At 69.5% G+C, this 21,892-nt stretch carries 18 protein-coding genes; 14 read left to right on the forward strand and 4 right to left on the reverse strand.

Translation table 11 applies throughout. The annotated features are described in order from the left end of the window. The first annotated feature begins 54 nt into the window (after positions 1 to 54). From JHE00_RS18900 to JHE00_RS18920, 5 genes are all read left to right on the forward strand, one after another. Complete coding sequence (locus JHE00_RS18900) at positions 55 to 672, forward strand: ClpP family protease (RefSeq protein ID WP_307832007.1); 618 nt, start codon at positions 55 to 57, stop codon at positions 670 to 672. 24 nt (positions 673 to 696) lie between these two features. Beyond that, positions 697 to 1,329: an ATP-dependent Clp protease proteolytic subunit gene (locus JHE00_RS18905; protein ID WP_200319812.1), complete on the forward strand. Its 633-nt coding sequence runs from the start codon at positions 697 to 699 to the stop codon at positions 1,327 to 1,329. Between the two features lie 220 nt (positions 1,330 to 1,549). Beyond that, positions 1,550 to 2,848 carry an ATP-dependent Clp protease ATP-binding subunit ClpX gene (clpX, locus tag JHE00_RS18910; RefSeq protein WP_200319814.1) on the forward strand — a complete coding sequence of 433 codons (1,299 nt, stop codon included), beginning with the start codon at positions 1,550 to 1,552 and terminating at the stop codon, positions 2,846 to 2,848. Between the two features lie 19 nt (positions 2,849 to 2,867). Beyond that, positions 2,868 to 3,218 (forward strand): hypothetical protein, encoded by a 351-nt coding sequence (locus JHE00_RS18915; protein WP_200319816.1) that lies wholly within the window; start codon positions 2,868 to 2,870, stop codon positions 3,216 to 3,218. Positions 3,219 to 3,292: 74 nt separating this feature from the next. After that, a complete protein-coding gene (locus JHE00_RS18920; protein WP_307832008.1) occupies positions 3,293 to 4,246 on the forward strand; it encodes an anti-sigma factor RsbA family regulatory protein in 954 nt (317 codons plus the stop codon). Here JHE00_RS18920 and JHE00_RS18925 read toward each other — a convergent pair. Further along, a complete protein-coding gene (locus JHE00_RS18925; protein WP_307832009.1) occupies positions 4,243 to 5,178 on the reverse strand; it encodes an alpha/beta hydrolase in 936 nt (311 codons plus the stop codon). The genes JHE00_RS18920 and JHE00_RS18925 overlap by 4 nt on opposite strands. Before the next feature lie 21 nt (positions 5,179 to 5,199). Further along, on the reverse strand, positions 5,200 to 6,027 hold the full coding sequence (fdhD, locus tag JHE00_RS18930) for a formate dehydrogenase accessory sulfurtransferase FdhD (protein WP_200319821.1): 828 nt from the start codon (positions 6,025 to 6,027) through the stop codon (positions 5,200 to 5,202). 129 nt (positions 6,028 to 6,156) lie between these two features. Between fdhD and JHE00_RS18935 the strand changes: the two genes are divergently transcribed. The 4 genes from JHE00_RS18935 to JHE00_RS18950 all read left to right on the forward strand — a co-directional run bounded on the left by JHE00_RS18935 (position 6,157) and on the right by JHE00_RS18950 (position 11,011). Further along, positions 6,157 to 7,521 carry an L-lactate MFS transporter gene (locus tag JHE00_RS18935; RefSeq protein WP_200319823.1) on the forward strand — a complete coding sequence of 455 codons (1,365 nt, stop codon included), beginning with the start codon at positions 6,157 to 6,159 and terminating at the stop codon, positions 7,519 to 7,521. Then, entirely contained in the window at positions 7,518 to 7,673 is a 156-nt protein-coding gene (locus JHE00_RS18940; RefSeq protein ID WP_200320489.1) for an MFS transporter small subunit, read from the forward strand. The genes JHE00_RS18935 and JHE00_RS18940 overlap by 4 nt, the downstream gene beginning before the upstream one ends. A gap of 84 nt (positions 7,674 to 7,757) precedes the next feature. Continuing rightward, positions 7,758 to 10,283, forward strand: coding sequence for a M14 family zinc carboxypeptidase (locus tag JHE00_RS18945; RefSeq protein WP_307832010.1), 2,526 nt, complete (start codon positions 7,758 to 7,760; stop codon positions 10,281 to 10,283). A 44-nt stretch (positions 10,284 to 10,327) separates the two neighbouring features. After that, positions 10,328 to 11,011 carry a GOLPH3/VPS74 family protein gene (locus tag JHE00_RS18950; protein WP_200319825.1) on the forward strand — a complete coding sequence of 228 codons (684 nt, stop codon included), beginning with the start codon at positions 10,328 to 10,330 and terminating at the stop codon, positions 11,009 to 11,011. A 68-nt stretch (positions 11,012 to 11,079) separates the two neighbouring features. Here JHE00_RS18950 and JHE00_RS18955 read toward each other — a convergent pair whose 3' ends face one another. Then, positions 11,080 to 13,386 (reverse strand): FdhF/YdeP family oxidoreductase, encoded by a 2,307-nt coding sequence (locus JHE00_RS18955; protein ID WP_200319827.1) that lies wholly within the window; start codon positions 13,384 to 13,386, stop codon positions 11,080 to 11,082. A gap of 141 nt (positions 13,387 to 13,527) precedes the next feature. Here JHE00_RS18955 and JHE00_RS18960 point away from each other — a divergent pair, with 141 nt between their 5' ends. Then, a complete protein-coding gene (locus JHE00_RS18960) occupies positions 13,528 to 16,152 on the forward strand; it encodes a valine--tRNA ligase (RefSeq protein WP_200319836.1) in 2,625 nt (874 codons plus the stop codon). 11 nt (positions 16,153 to 16,163) lie between these two features. Here JHE00_RS18960 and JHE00_RS18965 read toward each other — a convergent pair whose 3' ends face one another. Continuing rightward, positions 16,164 to 17,033, reverse strand: a complete 870-nt coding sequence (locus JHE00_RS18965; RefSeq protein WP_200319838.1) for an SGNH/GDSL hydrolase family protein — start codon at positions 17,031 to 17,033, stop codon at positions 16,164 to 16,166. A gap of 187 nt (positions 17,034 to 17,220) precedes the next feature. Here JHE00_RS18965 and JHE00_RS18970 point away from each other — a divergent pair, with 187 nt between their 5' ends. From JHE00_RS18970 to JHE00_RS18985, 4 genes are read left to right on the forward strand one after another with little or no spacing between them, the layout of a single operon-like run. Next, positions 17,221 to 18,732 (forward strand): sugar ABC transporter ATP-binding protein, encoded by a 1,512-nt coding sequence (locus JHE00_RS18970; RefSeq protein ID WP_200319839.1) that lies wholly within the window; start codon positions 17,221 to 17,223, stop codon positions 18,730 to 18,732. Next, positions 18,732 to 19,727, forward strand: a complete 996-nt coding sequence (locus JHE00_RS18975) for an ABC transporter permease (RefSeq protein WP_200320419.1) — start codon at positions 18,732 to 18,734, stop codon at positions 19,725 to 19,727. Before JHE00_RS18970 ends, JHE00_RS18975 begins: the two co-directional genes overlap by 1 nt. After that, the gene (locus JHE00_RS18980; protein WP_200319842.1) at positions 19,724 to 20,719 is read left to right on the forward strand and encodes an ABC transporter permease; all 996 of its coding nucleotides are present in this window, start codon (positions 19,724 to 19,726) and stop codon (positions 20,717 to 20,719) included. The genes JHE00_RS18975 and JHE00_RS18980 overlap by 4 nt, the downstream gene beginning before the upstream one ends. Further along, on the forward strand, positions 20,716 to 21,891 hold the full coding sequence (locus tag JHE00_RS18985) for a substrate-binding domain-containing protein (RefSeq protein WP_200319844.1): 1,176 nt from the start codon (positions 20,716 to 20,718) through the stop codon (positions 21,889 to 21,891). The genes JHE00_RS18980 and JHE00_RS18985 overlap by 4 nt, the downstream gene beginning before the upstream one ends. Position 21,892: the final 1 nt, after the last annotated feature.

A 21,892-nucleotide genomic window follows, 5' to 3' on the forward strand; every position in this document is an offset into this window, starting at 1 on the left:
CGAGTTCGTTAGGGTCGGTTGCAAGATCTGAGACTTCTGAAAAGGCAGGCAGACGTGACGCAGCACATGCCAGAGGGGCGTACCAGCACCGCGGGGCTCAACCTGACCGACTCGGTGTACGAGCGGCTGCTGCAGGAGCGCATCGTGGTGCTGGGGTCCGAGGTCAATGACGAGGTCGCCAACCGCATCACTGCGCAGCTGCTGCTGCTCGCCGCGGAGGACTCCCAGTCGGACATCCGCTTCTACATCAACTCGCCGGGCGGCTCGGTGACCGCCGGTTTCGCGATCTACGACACGATGCAGCTCATCGAGCCGGACGTGGCGACCTACGCGATGGGCATGGCGGCCTCGATGGGGCAGTTCCTGCTCTCGTCGGGCACGCCGGGCAAGCGCTACGCGCTGCAGCACGCGCGGATCCTCATGCACCAGCCTTCGGCGGGTGTCGGCGGTACCGCCTCCGACATCGCCATCCAGGCCGAGGTGTTCGGGAAGTGGAAGCAGGAGCTCGCGCGGATCACGGCGGACCAGACGGGCCAGAGCGTGGAGCAGATCCTCGCCGACGGTGACCGCGACCGCTGGTTCACCTCCGACGAGGCCAAGGACTACGGCTTCGTCGACCAGGTGCTGACCCGCGAGAACCCGCACCCGAACTCGAACTCGAACTCGAACTGACCGGGCAGTAGGAGGAGCAAGATCATGAACAACTCGTACCTTCCGCATTCCCGGTACGTGCTGCCCTCGTATGTGGAGCGCACCAGCTACGGGATCAAGGAGTCCAACCCGTACAACAAGCTGTACGAGGAGCGCATCATCTTCCTCGGTGTGCAGGTGGACGACGCGTCGGCCAACGACGTCATGGCCCAGCTGCTGCACCTCGAGCACGAGGACCCGGACCGCGACATCACGATGTACATCAACTCGCCCGGTGGCTCGTTCACCGCGCTGATGGCCATCTACGACACCATGCAGTACGTGCGCCCCGACATCACCACCGCATGCCTGGGCCAGGCTGCCTCGGCCGCCGCGGTGCTGCTGGCGGCGGGCACCAAGGGCAAGCGCCTCGCGCTGCCCAACGCCAGGGTGCTGATCCACCAGCCCGCCACCGAGGGCACCTACGGCCAGGTGTCGGACCTGGAGATCCAGGCCAACGAGATCCAGCGGGTGCGCCGCCTCATGGAGGTCACCCTGGCCAAGCACACCAACAAGACGCCCGACGAGGTCAAGGCCGACATCGAGCGCGACAAGATCCTCACGCCGGAAGCGGCCAAGGAGTACGGCATCATCGACGAGGTGCTGCCCTACCGCAAGGCCTCCTCCCCGCAGATCTGAGGTCACGGCACCGGACCAACGGGTGGGTGCGTGTCGGGCGACGACACGCACCCACCCGCCGGGCTATGGTGACCCGCACGCCCGGAATTACCGTTGGTCCTCCCGCCGGGCGCTTCGGGCGGGTACCGTCATTGGCAGCGCTTCGGCCCCACCTTCGCGTAGGGGCCGGCGACACGAATCAGGTGCACCTGGGGCACCGGAGGGGACGAGGTCAGCGGTCATGGCACGGATCGGCGACGGCGGAGACCTGCTGAAGTGTTCTTTCTGCGGGAAGAGCCAAAAACAGGTGAAGAAGCTCATCGCCGGACCAGGCGTTTACATCTGCGATGAGTGCATCGACCTCTGCAACGAGATCATCGAGGAAGAGCTGGCCGAGGCGGGCGACGTCAAGCTCGACGAGCTGCCCAAGCCGGCTGACATCCACGATTTCCTCGAGCAGTACATCATCGGCCAGAACGACGCCAAGAAGTCGCTCGCGGTCGCGGTGTACAACCACTACAAGCGCATCCAGTCCGAGAACAAGTCGGCCGGCCCCAAGGACTCCAAGGACGAGCCGGTCGAGCTCGCCAAGTCCAACATCCTGATGCTCGGGCCCACCGGGTGCGGCAAGACCTACCTCGCGCAGACGCTGGCGAAGCTGCTGAACGTTCCGTTCGCGATCGCCGACGCCACCGCGCTCACCGAGGCGGGCTATGTCGGCGAGGACGTCGAGAACATCCTCCTCAAGCTGATCCAGGCCGCCGACTACGACGTGAAGCGCGCCGAGACCGGCATCATCTACATCGACGAGGTCGACAAGATCGCCCGCAAGTCCGAGAACCCCTCCATCACGAGGGACGTGTCGGGCGAGGGTGTGCAGCAGGCGCTGCTGAAGATCCTGGAGGGCACCACCGCCTCGGTGCCGCCGCAGGGCGGGCGCAAGCACCCGCACCAGGAGTTCATCCAGATCGACACCACCAACGTGCTGTTCATCGTGGCCGGTGCGTTCGCGGGCCTCGAGAAGATCATCAACGATCGCATCGGCAAGCGCGGCCTCGGCTTCGGTGCGGAGATCCGCACCAAGCGCGAGATCGAGGAGAGCGACGTCTTCGCCGACACCATGCCCGAGGACCTGATCAAGTTCGGGCTCATCCCGGAGTTCATCGGCAGGCTCCCGGTCGTGGCGAACGTGACCAGCCTCGACAAGCCGTCGCTGGTGAAGATCCTCACCGAGCCGCGCAACGCGCTGATCAAGCAGTACAAGAAGCTGTTCGAGCTGGACAACGTCGAGCTGGAGTTCACCAAGACCGCGCTCGAGGCGATCGCCGACCAGGCCCTGCTGCGGGGCACCGGCGCTCGTGGTCTGCGCGCGATCATGGAAGAGGTCCTGCAGCCGGTGATGTACGACATCCCGAGCCGCGACGACGTCGCCAAGGTCGTGATCACCGAACAGACCGTGCGCGAGAACGTGAACCCCACGATCGTCTCGCGTCAGCCGTCGCGCAGGCAGCGCAGCGAGCGCGGCGAGAAGTCCGCCTGAGCGGGGCTGACATCCGTCGATGAGCTCCTCTCCGCAGCCGGCGCCGGGCCGGCCGCAGCAGGCGGCCGCACCGGCGCTCGGTGACGCGGCGGAACGTCTGGTGGCGCTGCTGCGCCTGCGTCATCCCCGGGTGCATCTGGGGACCCTCATCGTGCTGGGCGTGCTCGTGGCCGTGTGCGTGGCCGCGACGCTGACCCGGCTCTCGCCGTTGCCGCTGCTGCCGCTGGCTCCGTTCGCCGTCGCGGCACTCGCGGCGTGGCGGGCACGCTCCGCGGGTACTGACCGTCAGCTGCTCGGCTGGTCGGTGTCGGCCGCACTCGCGACGGCCGTCGGCTTCTGGGTCCTGTCCCTCGTCGGCCGAATTCTCTGAACGAGGGTTTCACTCGATCGGCCAGTGGATACTCTCGATTCGACGACATGCGTCGAACGAAGAGGACGCAAGCTGTGACGACGATTCGCGAGACGGACCCGGGCGCTTTTTCGCACCCGGCGTTGTTCTACCGCGACGAGACGAGCCTGCTGGCGGGCACGGTCCCGTTCGTGCGCGACGGGCTCGCCGCCGGTGAGTCCGTGGCCGTGGCTGTACCCGAGGCCAACCTGGGCGTCATCGAGCGAGCGCTCGGCAGTGCGGCGAGCCAGGTGCTGCTGGTCGACATGAGCGAGGCGGGCCGCAATCCCGGGCGGATCATCCCCGGGGTGCTGCGGGCCTTCGCCGATGGCCACGACGGACCCGTCCGCATCATCGGTGAGCCCGTCTGGCCCGGCCGCACCGACGAGGAGTACGCGGCCTGCGTGCAGCACGAGGCGCTGATCAACGCGGCCTTCGCCGGAACGTCCACGACGATCCTCTGCCCGTACGACGCGGCGCGGCTGGCGGCGACGACGCTCGCCGACGCCGAGGCCACGCACCCGGTCGTGATCGGCTCGGACGGCGCCAGGACGAGCGAGCGTTTCGACCCGGACGCGATGTTGTCGCGCCACAACGAACCGCTGGAGGCTCCGCCAGACGCGGTCTCGATGGGCTTCGAGGTCGGAGACCTCGCCAAGGCCCGCCAGGTCGCGGCCGACTTCGCGGCGGAAGCCGGGCTGGCGACGGATCGGGTGCAGGACCTCACGCTCGCCGTGGGCGAGCTGACCGGCAACAGCGTGCAGCACGGCGGTGGTGGCGGGCTGCTGCGGGTGTGGGCCGACCGGACCCACGTGGTCTGCGAGGTCGAGGACGCCGGCTGCTTCACCGACCCGCTGGCCGGGCGGCGCCCCGTGCCGCTGCACCAGGTGGGCGGCAGGGGCCTGCTCCTGGTCAACCACGTCGTCGACCTCGTGCGCACCCACCGCACCGCCGACGGTCACGTCTTCCGCGTGTACCTGCGTCTGCCGGAGGCGGCCGCGCACTCCTAGTCGGTGCGCCGCTCGGGCGTGTGCTTGCCGAGGAACGAGATCAGACCGGGTGTGGCGGTGCGGAAGAACCGGCCGCTGTGCCCGCCGCGCGCGGTGTAGCCGATCTCGGGCCGGGACTTGCGGATGAACTCCCGCACGCCCTCGATGAACGGGTCCTGCTCCCCGCACCAGACCGCTGTGGGCACGTGGCGCGTGGTGTCGAGGTGCAGCAGCGGGTCCATCGACGCCCAGTCGGCCTTGTCGTCGAAGGCCTTGCGCTTGCGCATCTTGCTCCACGAGGTGAGCAACGCCGGCGAGATCGCGGCGATCGCGTCGACGGGATCGCCCTGCTCGCCGCGCCTGCGCGCGTACAGGAACGCGCCGAACCCGCCCATGGAGGTGCCCGTGGCCGCGAACGGCAGGCCCTTCGCGCCGCCGAGGCCACGTTCGCGCAGCCACCTCGGTACCTCGTCGAGCAGCATGCCCAGCGGGTCGTCGCCCTCGGCGTGCTCGTGCCAGTAGCTGTTGCCGCCGTCGACGGCGATGAAGCCGTAGGACGGTACGGCGCCGCGCTCGACCTGCTTGCCCAGCCGGTAGGCCAGCCCCGGAGCGGCCGCGTTGCGAGCGGAGCCGCTGCGGCCGTGCAGCAGTACCGACACCGGCATTCCCTCGGGCGGCTCTCTGGACGGCAGGACCAGCGCCACGTCGACCTCCCGGCCCCTCGCCCGGGAGTAGATCCGCTCGACCCTGGTGATGCCGGGGCCGGTGAGCACGGAGGGGTACGCGGAACTGGCCGAGCGGCTCAGCGCGTGGAGGACGCGGTCGGGGGAGCGGTCGATCAGGCCCGCGGTCACCGCGCCCGCGACGCCGGTGCCCGCGGCGGCCAGCAACAGGCTGCGCCTGCTCAGACCACCTGGTGGCCGGTGCCCCTGACTGTCCTCCGGTGGTGGCACGGCTCCTCCCTCCGGCCGGCTTCAGTTCTCGACGACCCTCTTCTCTCCGGTGTAGAGATTCATGCTCTCCCCGCGCAAGAACCCGACGAGTGACATCCCGTTCTCCTCGGCGAGTTCCACCGCCAGTGACGACGGTGCGGAGACCGCGGCCAGCAGCGGCATACCCGCCATCGCGGCCTTCTGAACCAGCTCGAACGACGCCCGGCCCGACACGAGCAGGCCGCAGTCGGACAGGGGGATCCGGCCCTCCAGCAGCGCCCAGCCGAGCACCTTGTCGACGGCGTTGTGCCTGCCGACGTCCTCGCGCACGACCAGCAGCGTGCCGTCCGGAGTGAACAGACCCGCCGCGTGCAGACCGCCGGTCGCGGCGAACACGCGCTGCTTCTCGCGCAGCGCGTCGGGCAGTCCGGCGAGCACGCTGGTGGTGACGCTGAACGGCGAGCCGGAGGGATCGAACCGGGTGCGCAGTTTCACCGCGTCCAGCGCGGCCTTGCCGCAGACCCCGCAGGAGGACGTGGTGTAGAAGTTGCGCTCCACACCCGTGTCGGGCGGCGGCACGCCCTCGGCGAGCGCGAGGTCGAGCACGTTGTAGGTGTTGCGGCCGGTGTCGTCGACGCTGTCGCAGTAGCGGGCCGTGAGGATGTCCTCCCGGGAGCCGATGACGCCCTCGGAGAGCAGGAACCCGTGGGCCAGCTCGACGTCGTGGCCGGGTGTGCGCATCGTCACCGCCAGCGCCTTGCCCGAAACTCTCAGTTCCAGCGGCTCCTCGGCGGCGAGCGCGTCGGGCCTGCGACGTTGCCCGTCAGGGCCGAGTTTGCTAACCGGTCTGCGTACGGTCACCCTGCCCATCGGAGATCACTCCCACCCGATCGACGTTCGACAGCCCTTTGCTGCGAGCGCGTACTTGCTGTAATACATTCTCCGCCAAGCGAAGGCTTTTCATCCTTTTGCCAGTATTCAGTGTACGGAGGTGCCGTAGTGGCACTCGGCTTCCTTGACCGCTCTCACAGCATCGCATCACCCACCTGGAGCCGATGGCTGGTTCCCCCGGCCGCTCTGTCGGTACACCTGGCCATCGGACAGGTCTACGCCTGGAGCGTGTTCAAGCCGCCGCTGGAGGAGAGCCTTGGCCTCTCCGGAACGCAGAGCGCGCTGCCGTTCCAGCTCGGCATCGTGATGCTCGGTCTCTCGGCGGCGTTCGGCGGCACGCTCGTGGAGCGCAACGGCCCCCGCTGGGCGATGTTCGTCTCGATGACGTGCTTCTGCACCGGCTTCTTCGTCTCGGCGCTCGGCGTGGCCACGTCGCAGTACTGGCTGGTGGTGCTCGGCTACGGCGTCATCGGCGGTATCGGGCTCGGGATCGGTTACATCTCACCGGTGTCGACGCTGATGAAGTGGTTCCCCGACCGCCCCGGCATGGCCACCGGCATCGCCATCATGGGCTTCGGCGGCGGCGCGCTCATCGCGTCGCCGTGGTCGAGCCAGATGCTCGACTCCTTTGGTGCGACCACCAGCGGGATCGCCACGGCGTTCCTCGTGCACGGCCTGGTGTACCTCGTCTTCATGTCGATGGGTGTGCTGCTGGTGCGGGTGCCCGCCGACGGCTGGAAGCCCGCGGGCTGGAAGCCGGGCAATGGCGGCACCGGCAAGATGATCACCACGGCGAACGTCTCGGCCAACAACGCCATCAAGACGCCGCAGTTCTGGCTGCTCTGGGTGATCCTGTGCTTCAACGTCACCGCGGGCATCGGCATCCTCGAGAAGGCCTCGCCGATGATCACGGAGTTCTTCCGCGAGACCTCGACGCCGGTCGGCGCGGCGGCCGCGGCGGGCTTCGTCGCACTGCTCTCGCTCACCAACATGCTCGGCCGTTTCGTGTGGTCGTCCACATCGGACATCGTCGGACGGCGCAACATCTACCGGCTCTACCTCGGTGTCGGCGCGTTGCTGTACCTGGTCATCGCGCTCACCACCAACAGCTCGACGTTCGTGTTCGTGTTGTCGGCCATGGTGATCCTGTCGTTCTACGGCGGCGGGTTCGCCACGATCCCGGCCTACCTCAAGGACCTCTTCGGCACCTACCAGGTGGGCGCGATCCACGGCAGGCTGCTCACGGCGTGGTCGGCGGCCGGTGTGCTGGGCCCGCTGATCGTCAACGCGATCGCCGACAGCCAGGAGGCGGCGGGCAAGGAGGGCCCGGCCCTCTACTCGACGTCGCTGTTCATCATGATGGGCCTGCTGATCGTCGGCTTCGTCGCCAACGAACTGGTGCGCCCGGTCAACTCGAAGTTCCACGAGCCCTCCGTCGACCAGGCGGCCACCGTGGGCAAGGAGGCGAAGTGAGCGAGACACCCGAGTCACAGACCTCGCAGACCCCGCAGGCGCCACAGCGCAGGACGCCGTTGCTCGTCCTCGTCTGGTTGTGGGTGGGCGTGCCCTTCGTCTACGGGCTCTACGAGCTGTTCCAGAAGGTCGTGCAGCTCTTCGGCGGCTGACGCTGCCCGCGACGATCAGCGTCTTGCCAATTCGTTAGCGAACCGAAAGACTGGCGGACGTTGCCTGGCGCTGGGGAGGTTCGTGTGGTCGCGCGGCGTTCTGCTCGTCGGGTCCTGCTGGTGCTGATGCTGGCGCTGGTGCTGCCCACGCTCACCGTTCCCGCGCAGGCGGGCACGCCCTCGGCCCACCGCGATCCCGGCTACGTCGAACACGGCGCGACCGCGGCCGCCGCCGGGACCGCCCACTCGCCGGTCGCCGCCCACGGTGTGAACCACCGGGGCGGCGACCGGGAGGGCTACCCACGCCGGACCGAGCTGCGGGTCTTTCCCACCGACGCCGGCGACAAGGCCGTCAAGCTCGGCCTGCTTCCGTACCACGACCTCGCTCCCGCGCTGAACGATCTGCAGGCCCGCAGCGACCGGGTGTCGGCCGAGGTCATCGGACAGAGCACGCTCGGCCGCGATCTCTACCTCGTGACGGTCACGGCCCCGGAGACGCCGGAGCAGGCGCGGCAACAGGACCGCTGGCGCGAGCGGATCGAGAACGACCCGGCCGCCGCGGCGAAGGACTCCCGGCTCGCGCGCGACTACAAGGCGCCCGTGTGGATCAACGCCAACATCCACGGCGACGAGTGGGAGGGCACCGACGGCGCCATGCGCGTGATCGAGGACCTCGCCACCACCACCGACCCCGCCGAGGTCCGGCTGCTCGACAGCACGCGCGTCTACTTCACCGTCACCAACAACCCGGACGGGCGGGTGGCGGGAACGCGGGCCAACGCGGCCGGTTTCGACGTCAACCGCGACCACATCACCTCGACCCAGCCGGAGTCGAAGGCGGTGCGCGACGTCGTGATCGGCACGCAGCCGCTGGTGATGCTCGACGAGCACGGCTACACCGGCACCACGCTGATCGAGCCGGGAACGCCGCCGCACGGCCAGAACTACGAGTACGACCTCTACCTCAAGCACGCCTACGAGAACGCGCTCGGCATGGAGAAGGCCATCGCGGAGCTCGGGCACCCCGAGACCGCGCGCGCCGACATCCCGTTCCGCGACTTCCCTCCTGGCGAGTGGGACGACTGGCCGCCGATCTTCACGCCCATGTACGCGATCTACCACGGCGCGGTGGGCCACACGGTCGAGGTGCCGCTGCGCGTCAACCGCACCGAGTACGACACGCTGCCGGTGGAGGAGCTGCGCCGTCGCTCGGCGATCAACACCGACGTCGCCGCGGCCACGATCTCCGCGGGCATCGCCTACGCCGAGGACAACCGGCGCGAGCTGATCGCCGACCAGATCGAGGTGTTCCGCCGCGGCTGGGAGGGGGAGTCGCAACGCGAGATCCCCGACGGCTACGTGCCCGGCTTCGGCGAGGAGGACCGCTACTCCGCCGAGTTCCCGCGCGCCTACGTCATTCCCGCTGGCACGGCGCAGCGCTCGGCGCCCGCGGCGGCGCGGCTGGTCGATCACCTCGTCGCCAACGACGTCCGCGTGACGCGCGCGAAGCACGCGTTCCGGCTCTCGGGCCGGAACCATGCCGCTGGTTCCTACGTGGTCGACATGCGCCAGCCCAAGCGCGGGCTCGCCAACGTGATCCTCGCCGACGGCAAGGACATCTCCGCCGACGTGCCCCGGATGTACGACATCTCCGGCTGGAGCCACGGGCTGCTCTGGGGCGCGACCGTGGACGCCTCGCGCTCCCAGGCGCCGAAGGTCAGGACCACTCCGGTGCCGGCAGCCTCGCCCACGGGCTCGGTGGACGCGCCGCGCGGCAAGGACCTCGCGCTGCGGGTCGTCGACGGCAAGGACGTCCAGGCCGTGAACTTCCTGGCGGGGCAGGACATCGCTCTGCACCGCCGCGACGACGGCACCGTGCTGGTGCCCGCGTCGGCGCGTCGGCAGGTGGAGACGGCGGCCGAGCGCTTCGGCGTCCGGTTCACGCGGGCCGGTCCCGGCGAGCGAGGCACGCCGCTGCCCGCGCCCGTCGTGGCCGCGTCGGCGTCGGCGGACGAGCTGTTCGTGTTGCGGGAGCTGGGATTCGACGTCCGTCCCGTGTCGACACAAGCGCTGGAGGACGGCTTCGATCTCACCGAGGTCGGCACGCTGTTCGTGTCGGCGGGGCTGTCGTACACGGGACTGAGCGATGCGGCGCGGGGGCGGCTCGACGACTTCCTCGCCGACGGCGGGGTGGTCACCAGGGGCGCGGCGGGCGCGACGTTCAACGAGGAGGCCGGGCTACTGCCGGTCACCACGGTCGCGGGGCGCTCCGACGCGAACGGTGTGGTCGCGGTCAGCGGAGTCCAGGGCGTGCTCGGTGGTGCCGCACCGGAGCACTCGTTCGTGTACTCCCCGCTGTGGTTCACCGAACTCGGTGAAGGCGTGGTCGCCGAGCAGCGCTACGGCGAGGGCAACCCGCTCGTCGCGGGGCACTGGCTGCCGGGCGACGACGGCAACGGCCCCGCGCAGGCGGCTGGAGAGGCCTCTGTGGTGTCCGGTGTGGCCGGAGCGCGCACCGTGCTCTTCGGCACCGAGCCGCTGTTCCGAGGCCACCCCAAGGGGCTCTACGGCCACGTGGCACAGGCGCTGTACTGGACCGCGGCGGGTTGAGGCTTTTCCCTGCGCGGTGGCCCCCCGCCACTTAGGCTGCGGGAATGCTGATCGCCGAGGACCTGCTGCTGCTCGTGTTCGACGACGAGGAGGGCAAGCCGCTCGCCGGGGTGAACAATCTCGAGTACTCGCTGGCCGGTGCCCTGCTGATCGAGCTGGCCATGCTCGGCCGCGTCGACGTCACCGACGAGTCCGATGACGGCAAACAGGGCAGGCTCGTCCTCCGCGACTCCTCGCCGACCGGGAACGAGGCGCTGGACATCGCGCTCGAGACGATCGCCAAGGTCGAGGGACGCAAGCCCAAGGACGCCGTCTCGCCGCTGTCCGACGGCGGCAAGCTGTCGGGCAGGCTGCTCGCCGGGCTCGCCGACCGCGGTGTGCTGCGCCGCGAGCAGGGCAAGGTGCTCAAGCTCTTCCCCGTCACCCGCTGGCCCGCGGAGGACTCCCGGCACGAGGAGGCGACCCGCGCGGAGCTGGAGCGCGTCCTGGTGCACGGCGCCGAGCCCGCCGAACGCACCGGCGCGCTGATCTCGCTGCTCGCCGGCATGGGCGTGACCAAGCGGATCGTCGAGGGACCGGACCAGAAGCTCATCGAGAGCAGGGCCAAGGAGATCGCCGAGGGCAACTGGGCGAGCGAGGCCATGCGCAAGGCCGTCGAGCAGGTGACCGCGGCGGTGATGATCGCGGTGTTCGTGCCCGCGATCGTCACGACCACCACCGCCACCTGAGGCTCACCCACGCGCGGTGAAGGGCACCTTTACTGCGTTCAACGCAGTAAAGGTGCCCTTCACCGCGGTCAGTGGGCTCGTTCGAGGCGGATGACGATCGCCTTCGAGACGGGGGTGTTGGACTTCTTCGCCACCGAGTCCAGTGGCACCAGCGCGTTCGCCTCGGGGAAGTACGCCGCCGCGCAGCCTCTGGCCGTCGGGTAGGCGACCACGCGGAACCGCTCGGCCCTGCGCTCGGTGTCGGACCACTCGGACACCAGGTCCACCAGCTCGCCGTCGGCGAAGCCCAGCTCGGTCAGGTCCTCGGGGCTCACGAACACCACGCGGCGGCCGTCCTCGACACCGCGGTAGCGGTCGGAGAGGCCGTAGATCGTGGTGTTGTACTGGTCGTGGCTGCGCAGCGTCTGCAGCAGGAGCCTGCCCTCCGGCGCCGAGGGGTACTCCAGCTCGTTGACGCCGAACATCGCCTTGCCGGTGAGCGTCCCCGTGAACTCGCGGGAGTCGCGCGGTGGGTTGGGCAGCACGAAGCCGTCGGGCTGGCGCACCTTGGTGTTGTAGTCGTCGCAGCCGGGCACCACGCGCGCGATGCGCTCGCGGATGGCGTCGTAGTCGTTCTCGAAGGAGCGCCACGGCACGGTGTGGTCCTCGCCGAACACGGCGCGGGCGAGCCTGCAGAGGATGGCGACCTCCGAGAGCAGGTGCTCGCTCGCCGGGGCGATCCTGCCGCGCGACGAGTGCACCGCCGACATGGAGTCCTCCACCGTCACGAACTGCTCGCCGCCCGCCTGGACGTCGCGTTCGGTGCGGCCCAGCGTCGGCAGGATCAGCGCGGCGCGGCCGTGCACCACGTGCGAGCGGTTGAGCTTGGTCGACACGTGCACGGTCAGCTCGCACGAGCGCAGCGCGCGCTCGGTGAGGTCGGTGTCCGGCGTGGCCGAGGCGAAGTTACCGCCGACCGCGAAGAAGACCTTGCCCTTGCCGTCGCGCATCGCGCGGATCGAGTCCACGACGTCGAGACCGTGGTCCCGCGGCACCGGGATGCCGAACTCCTGTTCCAGCGCCGCCAGGAACGACTCCGGCATCTTCTCCCAGATGCCCATCGTGCGGTCGCCTTGCACGTTCGAGTGACCTCGCACGGGGCACAGGCCCGCGCCGGGCTTGCCGATCATGCCGCGCAGCAGCGCGAGATTGGCGACCTCCTCGATGGTGGGCACCGCGTGCTTGTGCTGCGTCAGGCCCATCGCCCAGCAGTAGATGGTGCGCTTCGACTCGGCGATCATGCCCGCGACCTTGGCGATCTGCTCCCGCGAGAGCCCGGTCGCGCGGTCGACCTCGTCCCAGTCGAGCTGGCCGACCTGCTTGGCGTAGTCGGCGAAGTCGAAGGTCGAGTTCTCGATGAAGTCGGTGTCGAGCACGGTGCCCGGCGCCGCGTCCTCCCAGGACAGCAGCAGGTTGCCGATCGCCTGGAACAGCGCCAGGTCGCCGCCGAGGCGGATCTGGCAGAACTCGTCGGCCAGCGGGCTGCCCTTGCCGACGACGCCGCGCACGTTCTGCGGGTTCTTGAACCGCAGCAGGCCCGCCTCGGGCAGCGGGTTGACGGCGATCACCTTGGCGCCCTTGGCCTTGGCCTCCTCCAGCGCCGAGAGCATCCTCGGGTGGTTGGTGCCGGGGTTCTGCCCGACCACCACGATCAGGTCGGCCTCGTGGACGTCGGCGAGCGACACCGTGCCCTTGCCGATGCCGGTGGAGCGCGACAGCGCCGCGCCCGACGACTCGTGGCACATGTTGCTGCAGTCGGGCAGGTTGTTGGTGCCGTAGGAACGCACCAGCAGCTGGTACAGGAACGCGGCCTCGTTGCTGGTGCGGCCCGAGGTGTAGAAGATCGCCTCGTTGGGGTCGGACAGCTCACCGAGCTTGTCGGCGGTGAGGCGGAACGCGTCGTCCCACGAGATCGGCTCGTAGTGCGTGGCCCCCTCGCGCAGCACCATCGGCTGCGTCAGACGCCCCTGCTGGCCCAGCCAGTAGTCTGTTTTGTCCGCGAGATCGTCGATCGAGTGCTGTGCGAAGAACTCAGGGCCGACGCGGCGCTTGGTGGCCTCCTCGGCCACGGCCTTGGCGCCGTTCTCGCAGAACTCGGCGAACTTGCGCTTCTCGCCGTCGGCCTCCCTGGGCTCCGGCCAGGCGCAGCCGGGGCAGTCGTAGCCCTCGCGCTGGTTGAGCAGGCGCAGGGTGCGGACCGTACGGCCGGTCCCCATCTGCTCCCATCCCCGCAGCAGCGAGACCGCCACTCCGGGAATGCCGGCCGCCCATTCCTTGGGCTTGCCGACTTCCAGCTCGTTCTCGTTCACGTCGTGCTGCGGTGCTTGTCGTGCCACGTCCGCCATTGTCGGCTCCACGGCTCCGGCTCGCGCCGACACGAAGGTGTCTGCTTGCTCACACCCCCGGCAGTGCCGCGCGGTGAGCGCGTGCCTACGCCGGTGACGATCGGGAATCGACGGTTCGTAGACTGGGTTGTTGTGACGGAGAACGCGCCCCAGCAGCACACCGACCTGCCCAACGCCTGGAACCCGGCCGACGAAGAGGCCGACCTGTACCAGCGCTGGGTAGACGCGGGCTACTTCACCGCCGACGCGTCGTCGGACAAGCCGCCGTTCACGATCGTGCTGCCCCCGCCGAACGTCACCGGCAGCCTGCACATGGGCCATGCCCTCAACCACACGGTGATGGACGCGCTCACGCGCCGTCGCCGGATGCAGGGCTACGAGGTGCTGTGGCTGCCCGGCATGGACCACGCGGGCATCGCCACCCAGAACGTGGTGGAGCGCCAGCTCGCCAACGAGGGCCTCTCGCGCCACGACCTGGGCCGCGAGCGCTTCGTCGAGCGCGTCTGGGAGTGGAAGGCCGAGTACGGCGGCAAGATCCTCGACCAGATGCGCAGGCTCGGTGACGGCGTCGACTGGTCGCGCGAGCGGTTCACGATGGACGAGACCCTCTCGCGTGCCGTCCAGACGATGTTCAAGAAGCTCTACGACGACGACCTCATCTACCGCGCCGAGCGCATCATCAACTGGTGCCCGCGCTGCCACACCGCGCTGTCGGACATCGAGGTGGAGCACTCCGACGACGACGGTGAGCTCGTCTCGATCCGCTACGGCGAGGGCGACAACGCGATCGTGGTGGCCACCACCCGGGCGGAGACGATGCTCGGCGACACCGCCGTGGCCGTGCACCCCGAGGACAAGCGCTACGCCCATCTGATCGGCACCGAGGTGGAGCTGCCGCTCACTGGCCGTCGCATCCCGATCGTGGCCGACGAGCACGTCGACCCCGCGTTCGGCACCGGCGCCGTGAAGGTCACGCCCGCGCACGACCCGAACGACTTCGAGATCGGCAGGCGGCACAACCTGCCGATGCTGTCCATCATGGACGAACGTGCGGCGATCACCGCGCACGGACCGTTCGAGGGCATGGACCGGTTCGAGGCCAGGCCCGCCGTGGTCGCCGCCCTGCGCGAACAGGGCCGGATCGTGGCCGAGAAGCGCCCGTACGTCCACGCCGTCGGTCACTGCTCGCGCTGCGACACCGTGGTGGAGCCGCGGCTGTCGCTGCAGTGGTGGGTCAACGTCGAGCCGCTGGCCCGCGCCGCCGGCGACGCCGTGCGCGACGGCCGTACCCAGGTCCACCCGCCGGAGCTGGCCAAGCGCTACTTCGACTGGGTCGACAACATGCACGACTGGACCATCTCGCGCCAGCTGTGGTGGGGGCACCGGATCCCGGTCTGGTACGGCCCCGACGGCGAGACCGTGTGCGTCGGCCCCGACGAGCAGCCGCCCTCCGGCGAGGGCTGGTACCAGGACCCCGACGTGCTGGACACGTGGTTCTCGTCGGGCCTGTGGCCCTTCTCCACGATGGGCTGGCCGGAGAACTCCGCCGACCTGGCGAAGTTCTATCCCACCAGCGTGCTCTCCACCGGCTACGACATCCTCTTCTTCTGGGTCGCCAGGATGATGATGTTCGGCGTCTACGCGATGGACGAGGTCCAGCCCTTCGACCACATCTACCTGCACGGGCTGATCCGCGACGCGAGCGGCAAGAAGATGTCGAAGTCGCGCGGAAACGTGATCGACCCGCTGGACTGGATGGACCGCTTCGGCGCCGACGCCACGCGCTTCACCCTGGCCAGGGGCGCCAACCCCGGTTCGGACATGGCGCTGGCGGAGGAGTGGGCCGCGGGCTCGCGCAACTTCTGCACGAAGCTGTGGAACGCCACCAGGTTCGCGATCATGAACGGCGCCACGGTGGCCACGCCGCTGCCCGCCGTCGAGGATCTCACCGAGGCCGACCGCTGGATCCTCGGCAGGCTCTCGACTGTGGTGTCCGAAGTGGACGAGCTGCTGGAGGACTTCCAGTTCGCCAAGGCCACCAACGCGCTCTACCACTTCACGTGGGATGAGCTGTGCGACTGGTACCTGGAGCTGGCGAAGGTCCAGTTCTCCGGGGACAGGGCCGAGGGCACGCGGGCCGTGCTCGGGCACGCGCTCGACACGGTGCTGCGGTTGCTGCACCCGTTCATCCCGTTCGTCACGGAACGCTTGTGGACCACGCTCACCGGCGGTGAGTCGCTCGTCGTCGCGCAGTGGCCTGGTGTCGCCGCGCTGCCCGCCGCCGACCCGGCCGCGAACGCGCGCATCACCGACGTGCAGAAGCTCGTCACCGAGATCCGCCGGTTCCGTTCCGACCAGGGCCTCAAGCCGGGTCAGCGCGTCACCACCCGCCTGTCGGGTCCCGGCTTCGCGGAGCTGGCCGGACACGAGGAGGCGATCCGGGCGCTGGCCCGCCTCGGCGACCCCGGCGACGACTTCGCGGCCACCGCGTCGATCGAGGTCGCGCTGGCAGGCGGCGCGGCGACGGTCGAGGTGGACACCTCGGGCACGATCGACGTCGCCGCCGAGCGCAAGCGCCTGCAGAAGGACCTCGCGGTGGCCGAGAAGGAGCTCAAGCAGACCGAGGGCAAGCTCGGCAACCAGGCGTTCCTCGACAAGGCGCCCGCCGACGTGGTGGACAAGATCCGCGGCCGCCGCGACACGGCGGCCGCCGACATCGAGCGCATCACCGCGCGCCTGGACTCCCTGCCCGCCTGAGAGGCGACGGCTCAGCCGAGCGTCGCGGCGACCTCCGCCGCGACGCCGGCCATGCCGGCACGGTTCGGGTGGTACGAGGCGGCGGCGAACGGGTTGGTGTGCTGGCCCTGGATCCACGCGTCGCCACCGGCGCACGCGTCGTGGCCCAGTGACGGCGGGTACAGGTCGACGAACGTCGCCGCGCCGTCGTCGGCGACGGCCTTCGCGAGCGCGGCGTTGAGCGTCTGCTCGATGTCGTCGAGCCAGGCGTAGTCGCCGTCGGCGAAGGGCAGCACCGCCGGGCACGTGCCGCTCGGCGGCGCGATCCTCGGGTAGCCGATCACCAGCACCGTGGCCTGCGGGGAGCGCTCGTGGATTCCGGCGAGGACCTCGGTGACCCGCTCGCCGGTGTCGGCGATCGCGGCCTTCAGCGTGTCTTCGCCGTCGACCGTGAAGTGGTCCTGACACGGCGTGCCGGTCGGGTCGGAGCCGCGCAGTGCCGGGCAGACGCCCACGATGTCGCCGAAGACGCCGTGGTCGTTGCCCCCGATGCCCAGCGTGACCAGGTCGGTGTCGGGCCTCAGCGCGTCGAACTGCGGCGCGTTGACGCCGAGCGGGACCTGTTGCCGTTGCGTCAGGTGCGTGGTGTCGGCGCCGCTGCAGCTCTCGTCGGTGAACGAGCGGGTGCCGAGCTCGCGGGCGAGCATCGACGGGTAGTTGTTGGTCGAGCGCGCGCACCCGAGCGGATCGAGCCGCTGCCACGGGATGAACGGGCCCGCCGTGTAGGAGTCGCCGAGTGCGACGTAGTGCTCGAACTGCTGTCGTGGCACCGCCGAGGCGAGGCCGGGTACGACGAGCGTCAGTGCGAGAACCGAGGCCAGGAGGATGCTCACTCGTCGCATGCGGCGCCTTCCTTTCACGGTGTGTGCTCATTCAAGTTCTAACCGTGAGAGCGGCGGCTGGATAGTCCCGAACGGGTGCTTCGGTGGCCGAACCTCGTGAGTCCGTTCAGTCTAGGTCGAACGTCGATTCGCCGTATTCGTCCAAACTTTTGCTTGATTTAGGCATAAGTCGGGCTATGGTTTCCGCATGGTTGTGACCGGCCTCACCGATGAGGCTCCCGCGGTGCGGATGCGTGCCATCGGCAAGCAGTTCTTCGGCAACTCGGTTCTGCGCGATGTCGATCTCGACCTCTATCCGGGCGAGGTGCACGCGCTCGTCGGCGAGAACGGCGCCGGCAAGTCCACGCTCATGAAGATCCTCGCGGGTGTCCACCGCCCCGACGCCGGAACCGTGGAGCTCGGCGGCGAGGACGTGACCTTCGGTTCGCCCCGGCAGGCGCAGGCCGCCGGGATCTCGATCGTCCACCAGGAGTTCAACCTCCTCGGCGACCGCACGGTCGCGGAGAACGTCTTTCTCGGCAGGGAACCCGTGCGGCGCGGTCAGGTCGACCGCAAGCGCATGGAGGCCGACACCGCCGAGCTGCTCGACGGTCTCGGTGAGCGCGGCATCTCTCCCCGCACCGCCGTGCGGAGGCTGCCCGTCGCCCACCAGCAGGTGGTGGAGATCGTCAAGGCGCTGTCCACCGACGCGAAGGTGCTCGCGATGGACGAGCCCACCGCCGCGCTCGCCGACCACGAGGTCGAGCTGCTCTACGGACTCGTGAAACGCCTGCGGGAGCGCGGAATCGCGGTCCTCTACGTCTCGCACCGGCTGCGCGAAGTGTTCGACCTCAGCCAGCGCATCACGGTGCTCAAGGACGGCGAGCTCGTCACGTGCACCCCCACGAAGGAGCTCACGTCCGACCAGCTGGTGCGCCACATGGTGGGCCGCCCGCTCGAGGCGCAGTTCCCCGACCTCGCCGACGAGGCCCACCTCGGCCGCACCCGGCTCTCGGTGCGCGGGGGCGGCAACGCGCGGCTCTCCGGGATCGGACTGGACGTGCGCGCGGGCGAGATCGTGGGACTCGCCGGACTGCAGGGCGCGGGCCGGTCCGCCGTCGCCCGCGCGATCTGCGGCGTGGACCCGTTCACCGAGGGCACGGTGGAACTCGACGGCTCGCCGGTGACGCCGACCTCGCCGCGCTCGGCGATCCGCCACGGCATCGCGTTCGTCACCGAGGACCGCAAGGGCGACGGGCTCGCGCTGCGACAGTCGGTGCGGGACAACGCGTTGCTGGTGCGCAGGGCGGCCTTCGGCAGGGCGCGAGGACTCGGCGCGCTCGACCTCGCGGCGCTGCTGCGCTCGGTGACCCTCGTGTCGCGCGGGCCCGACCAGGAGGTGCGCTACCTCTCCGGCGGCAACCAGCAGAAGGTGGTGCTCGCGAAGTGGCTGGCCGTCGAGCCGAACGTGCTCGTGGTCGACGAGCCGACGCGCGGCATCGACGTCGGCGCCAAGCGGGCGGTGTACGACCTGCTGCGAGGCCTTGCTCGCGAGGGCGTGGCGATTCTGATGATCTCGTCGGAGCTACCCGAGCTGATCGGCATGAGCGACCGCGTGCTGGTGATGCACGAGGGCCGTCTCGCGGGGGAACTGCCCGCCGGACCGACTGAAGAGGCCGTGATGACGCTCGCCACCGGGCACGAGCTGGAGGCCGCGTGATGGCGGCGAGCACCACCGCGGCGCCCGCGCGCCCGGCTCGGCGCCTCGCCGGGCTCCTGCAACCGACCGTGATCGTCTACCTGGCTCTGGTGCTGCTACTCATCGTGGGCAGCATCCTCGTGGCAGCGCGGGGCGGGATGCTGCTAGACCAGGGCGGCATCCTCAACATCCTCACGCGCAGCACGGCGCTGGGCCTGGTCGCCATCGGACAGACGATGGTGATCCTCACCGGGAAACTGGACCTCTCGGTCGCGTACCTGATCGGCCTGTGCTCGCTGATCGGCGCGGAGACCATGGGCGGCGATCCCGGAATGATCGTGCCCGCCGTGTTGCTGACCCTGGCCTGTGCCGCCGGTGTCGGGCTGGTCAACGGGCTCGTGATCACCAAGCTCAAGGTGAACGCGTTCATCGCCACACTGGGCATGGCCCTCATCATCAGGGGATATCTCGAAAGCGCTTACTCCGGACCGTCCGGTGACGTGCCCCGCGCGTTCCAGCACCTCGGCTACGCCCGCATTGGCCCGATTCCGGTGTCGGCGCTGCTGATGCTCGCGCTCGCCGGGCTCGCGTGGTGGTACCTGATGCGCACCAAGGGCGGCTACCACGTCTACGCCGTCGGCGGCGACGAGGAGGTCGCACGGTTCTCGGGTATCCGCAGCGATCGCACGATCATCACGGTCCACGTGCTGTGCGCGGTCGCCGCCGGGCTCGCGGGACTGTTCCTCGCCAGCAGGCTCGGTTCCGGCGCGCCCTGGGTCGGTGTGGACGCGGGGTACGACCTCGAGTCGATCGCCGCGGTGGTGCTCGGCGGGACGTTGCTGGCGGGAGGCAGGGGCGGTGTCGCGGGCACGATCGGCGGCGTCCTGATCCTGGCGACGCTGGACACGATCTTCGACGACCTCGGCGTCACGCCGTTCTTCAAGGACGTCGTCCGCGGCGCCGTGCTGATCCTCGCGGTGGCGCTCTACGCACGCAGGCGGGGGTTGCTGCGATGACCGAGACCTCGACCGTGGAACGCAAACCCCGCCGGATCCGGCTCGCCGACGGCACCGGGCCCGTGCTCGCGGTACTGGCGGTGCTGCTGATCGCGCTCGCCTTCGTCGGCCCCGCCTACAGCGAGCCCGCCGGGTATCTCGCGCTGCTCAAGCGCGCCGCGCCACTGATGATCCTCGCGATCGGGCAGTACTTCGTGATCGTCAGCGGCGGGTTCGACCTCTCGGTCGGCTCGCTGGTGACGGCACAGGTGGTGATCGCGGCGAGACTCATCGACGGCGAGGAAGGGGCGACGCTGTGGGTGATCCCGCTGCTGCTCGTCACCGGCGCGCTCGTCGGGCTCGTCAACGGACTGATCACCACGCGGCTGCTGGTGCCGTCGTTCATCGTCACGCTCGGCATGCTGCTCGTCCTCGACGGCGCCGTGTTCCTGTGGACCGGCGGCTCGCCGCGCGGCGCGCTGTCCGAGGCCTTCCGCGTGGTCGGCAGGGAAGGGTTCGAGGTCCCGCTGCTGGGTTCGGTGCCGTGGTCGGTGCTGTTGCTCGCGGCGCTCGTGGTGGCCGCGGTGCTGTTCATGCGCGGCGGCACGGGACGCACCCTGGTCGCGATCGGCGACAACGACAAGTCGGTGCGGCTCGGCGGCGGGCGGGTCGAGAACCTGCGCACGCTCGCGTTCGTGCTCTCCGGGATCTCGGCCGCCATCGCCGCGATCCTGCTCGGCGGATTCGCCGGAGTCTCGGCACAGGTGGGTGAGGGCCTGGAGTTCCGGGTCATCACCGCCGTGGTGCTGGGTGGTGTGGTGCTCGGTGGGGGGCGTGGCTCCGTGGTGGCCGCGATGGCCGGAGCGCTCACCCTCGAGGCGTTGTTCTCTCTGCTCAACCTGCTCGGTGTTGCCGGCGGTCTCGAGTCCGCCGTGCAAGGCGTGATCATCATCGCCGCCGTGGCCTACGCCTCGGTCGGCAGGATTCCTTTCCGGACAAGGAGGTCCACATGAAAAAGGCTTGCACGGTCGTGCTGGCCGCGGGCGCGCTGGTGTTGTCGGCGTGTTCCAGCGACCTGCCCGCCGATTCCGGCGCGGCACCGTCGCAGGCGCCGGGGGAGAGCGCGGGTCAGTCGGAGTTCTTCGACCAGGCCGAGTACGAGCGTCAGCTCGCACTACGCGACGCCACCCCGGAGGGGCCTTCGGACAAACCGTGGGAACAGGCGCTGGAACCGGAGATGGTCGACACCGCCCAGTACCAGAAGGACGGTCCACACCAGATCTGCTTCTCCAACGCGTCGGTGGACAACCCCTGGCGGCAGGTCGGTTTCAAGACGATGCAGGCCGAGGCCGACCTGCACGACAACATCGCCGAGTTCAAGGTGCTCGACGCCGAGGCCAAGGACGACAAGCAGATCAGCGACATCGCCTCGCTGGTGTCGCAGGACTGCGACGCGCTGATCGTCTCGCCCAACACCACCGCCACGCTCACGCCCGCCGTCGAATCGGCGTGTGACAGCGGCATTCCCGTCGTGGTGTTCGACCGCGGCGTCAACACCGACTGCCCCGTGACCTTCATCCACCCCATCGGCGGCTACGCCTTCGGCGCCACCGCCGCGGAGTTCCTGTCCGGCGAGGTCGGCGAGGGCGGCAAGGTGCTCGGTCTGCGCGTACTGCCCGGCGTCGACGTGCTGGAGCACCGCTGGGCCGCCGCGCAGCGCGAGTTCGAGAACAGCGGCGTGCAGGTGGTCGGCGCCGAGTTCACCGAGAACGACAGCGCCACCGCCAAGAGCATCGTGTCGGACTACCTGCAGCGCGAAGGCCAGATCGACGGCATCTGGATGGACGACGGCACTGCGGCGGTCGCCGTGCTGGAGGCCTTCGAGGACGCCGGGATGGAGCCGCCCGCGATCTCCGGCGAGGACCAGCAGCAGTTCATGCAGAAGTGGAAGGCCGACGGGATCACCGCGCTCGCCCCGACGTACCCGACCTACCAGTGGCGGACCCCGGTGATCGCGGCGCTGAAGATCCTGGACGGCGAGCAGGTGCCGCAGGAGTGGATTCTGCCGCAGCCGGTGGTCGACTCGTCGAACCTCGACCAGTACCTGATCGAGGGCATGCCGCCACTGCACTACGGCCTGTGCGGCTGCCAGGACATGCCCGACTTCCCGCAGCGGTGGCAGTGAT

It is taken from the genome of Prauserella cavernicola (assembly GCF_016595675.1).
In the GTDB taxonomy this organism is placed as follows: domain Bacteria; phylum Actinomycetota; class Actinomycetes; order Mycobacteriales; family Pseudonocardiaceae; genus Prauserella_A; species Prauserella_A cavernicola.

Coding starts and splice junctions, on each gene's coding strand:
- JHE00_RS18975 (WP_200320419.1), top strand. CDS start 18,732: ATGGCGGCGAGCACCACCGCGGCGCCCGCGCGCCCGGCTCGGCGCCTC.
- JHE00_RS18980 (WP_200319842.1), top strand. CDS start 19,724: ATGACCGAGACCTCGACCGTGGAACGCAAACCCCGCCGGATCCGGCTC.
- JHE00_RS18965 (WP_200319838.1), bottom strand. CDS start 17,033: ATGCGACGAGTGAGCATCCTCCTGGCCTCGGTTCTCGCACTGACGCTC.
- JHE00_RS18985 (WP_200319844.1), top strand. CDS start 20,716: ATGAAAAAGGCTTGCACGGTCGTGCTGGCCGCGGGCGCGCTGGTGTTG.
- clpX (WP_200319814.1), top strand. CDS start 1,550: ATGGCACGGATCGGCGACGGCGGAGACCTGCTGAAGTGTTCTTTCTGC.
- JHE00_RS18970 (WP_200319839.1), top strand. CDS start 17,221: ATGGTTGTGACCGGCCTCACCGATGAGGCTCCCGCGGTGCGGATGCGT.
- JHE00_RS18950 (WP_200319825.1), top strand. CDS start 10,328: ATGCTGATCGCCGAGGACCTGCTGCTGCTCGTGTTCGACGACGAGGAG.
- JHE00_RS18905 (WP_200319812.1), top strand. CDS start 697: ATGAACAACTCGTACCTTCCGCATTCCCGGTACGTGCTGCCCTCGTAT.
- fdhD (WP_200319821.1), bottom strand. CDS start 6,027: ATGGGCAGGGTGACCGTACGCAGACCGGTTAGCAAACTCGGCCCTGAC.
- JHE00_RS18915 (WP_200319816.1), top strand. CDS start 2,868: ATGAGCTCCTCTCCGCAGCCGGCGCCGGGCCGGCCGCAGCAGGCGGCC.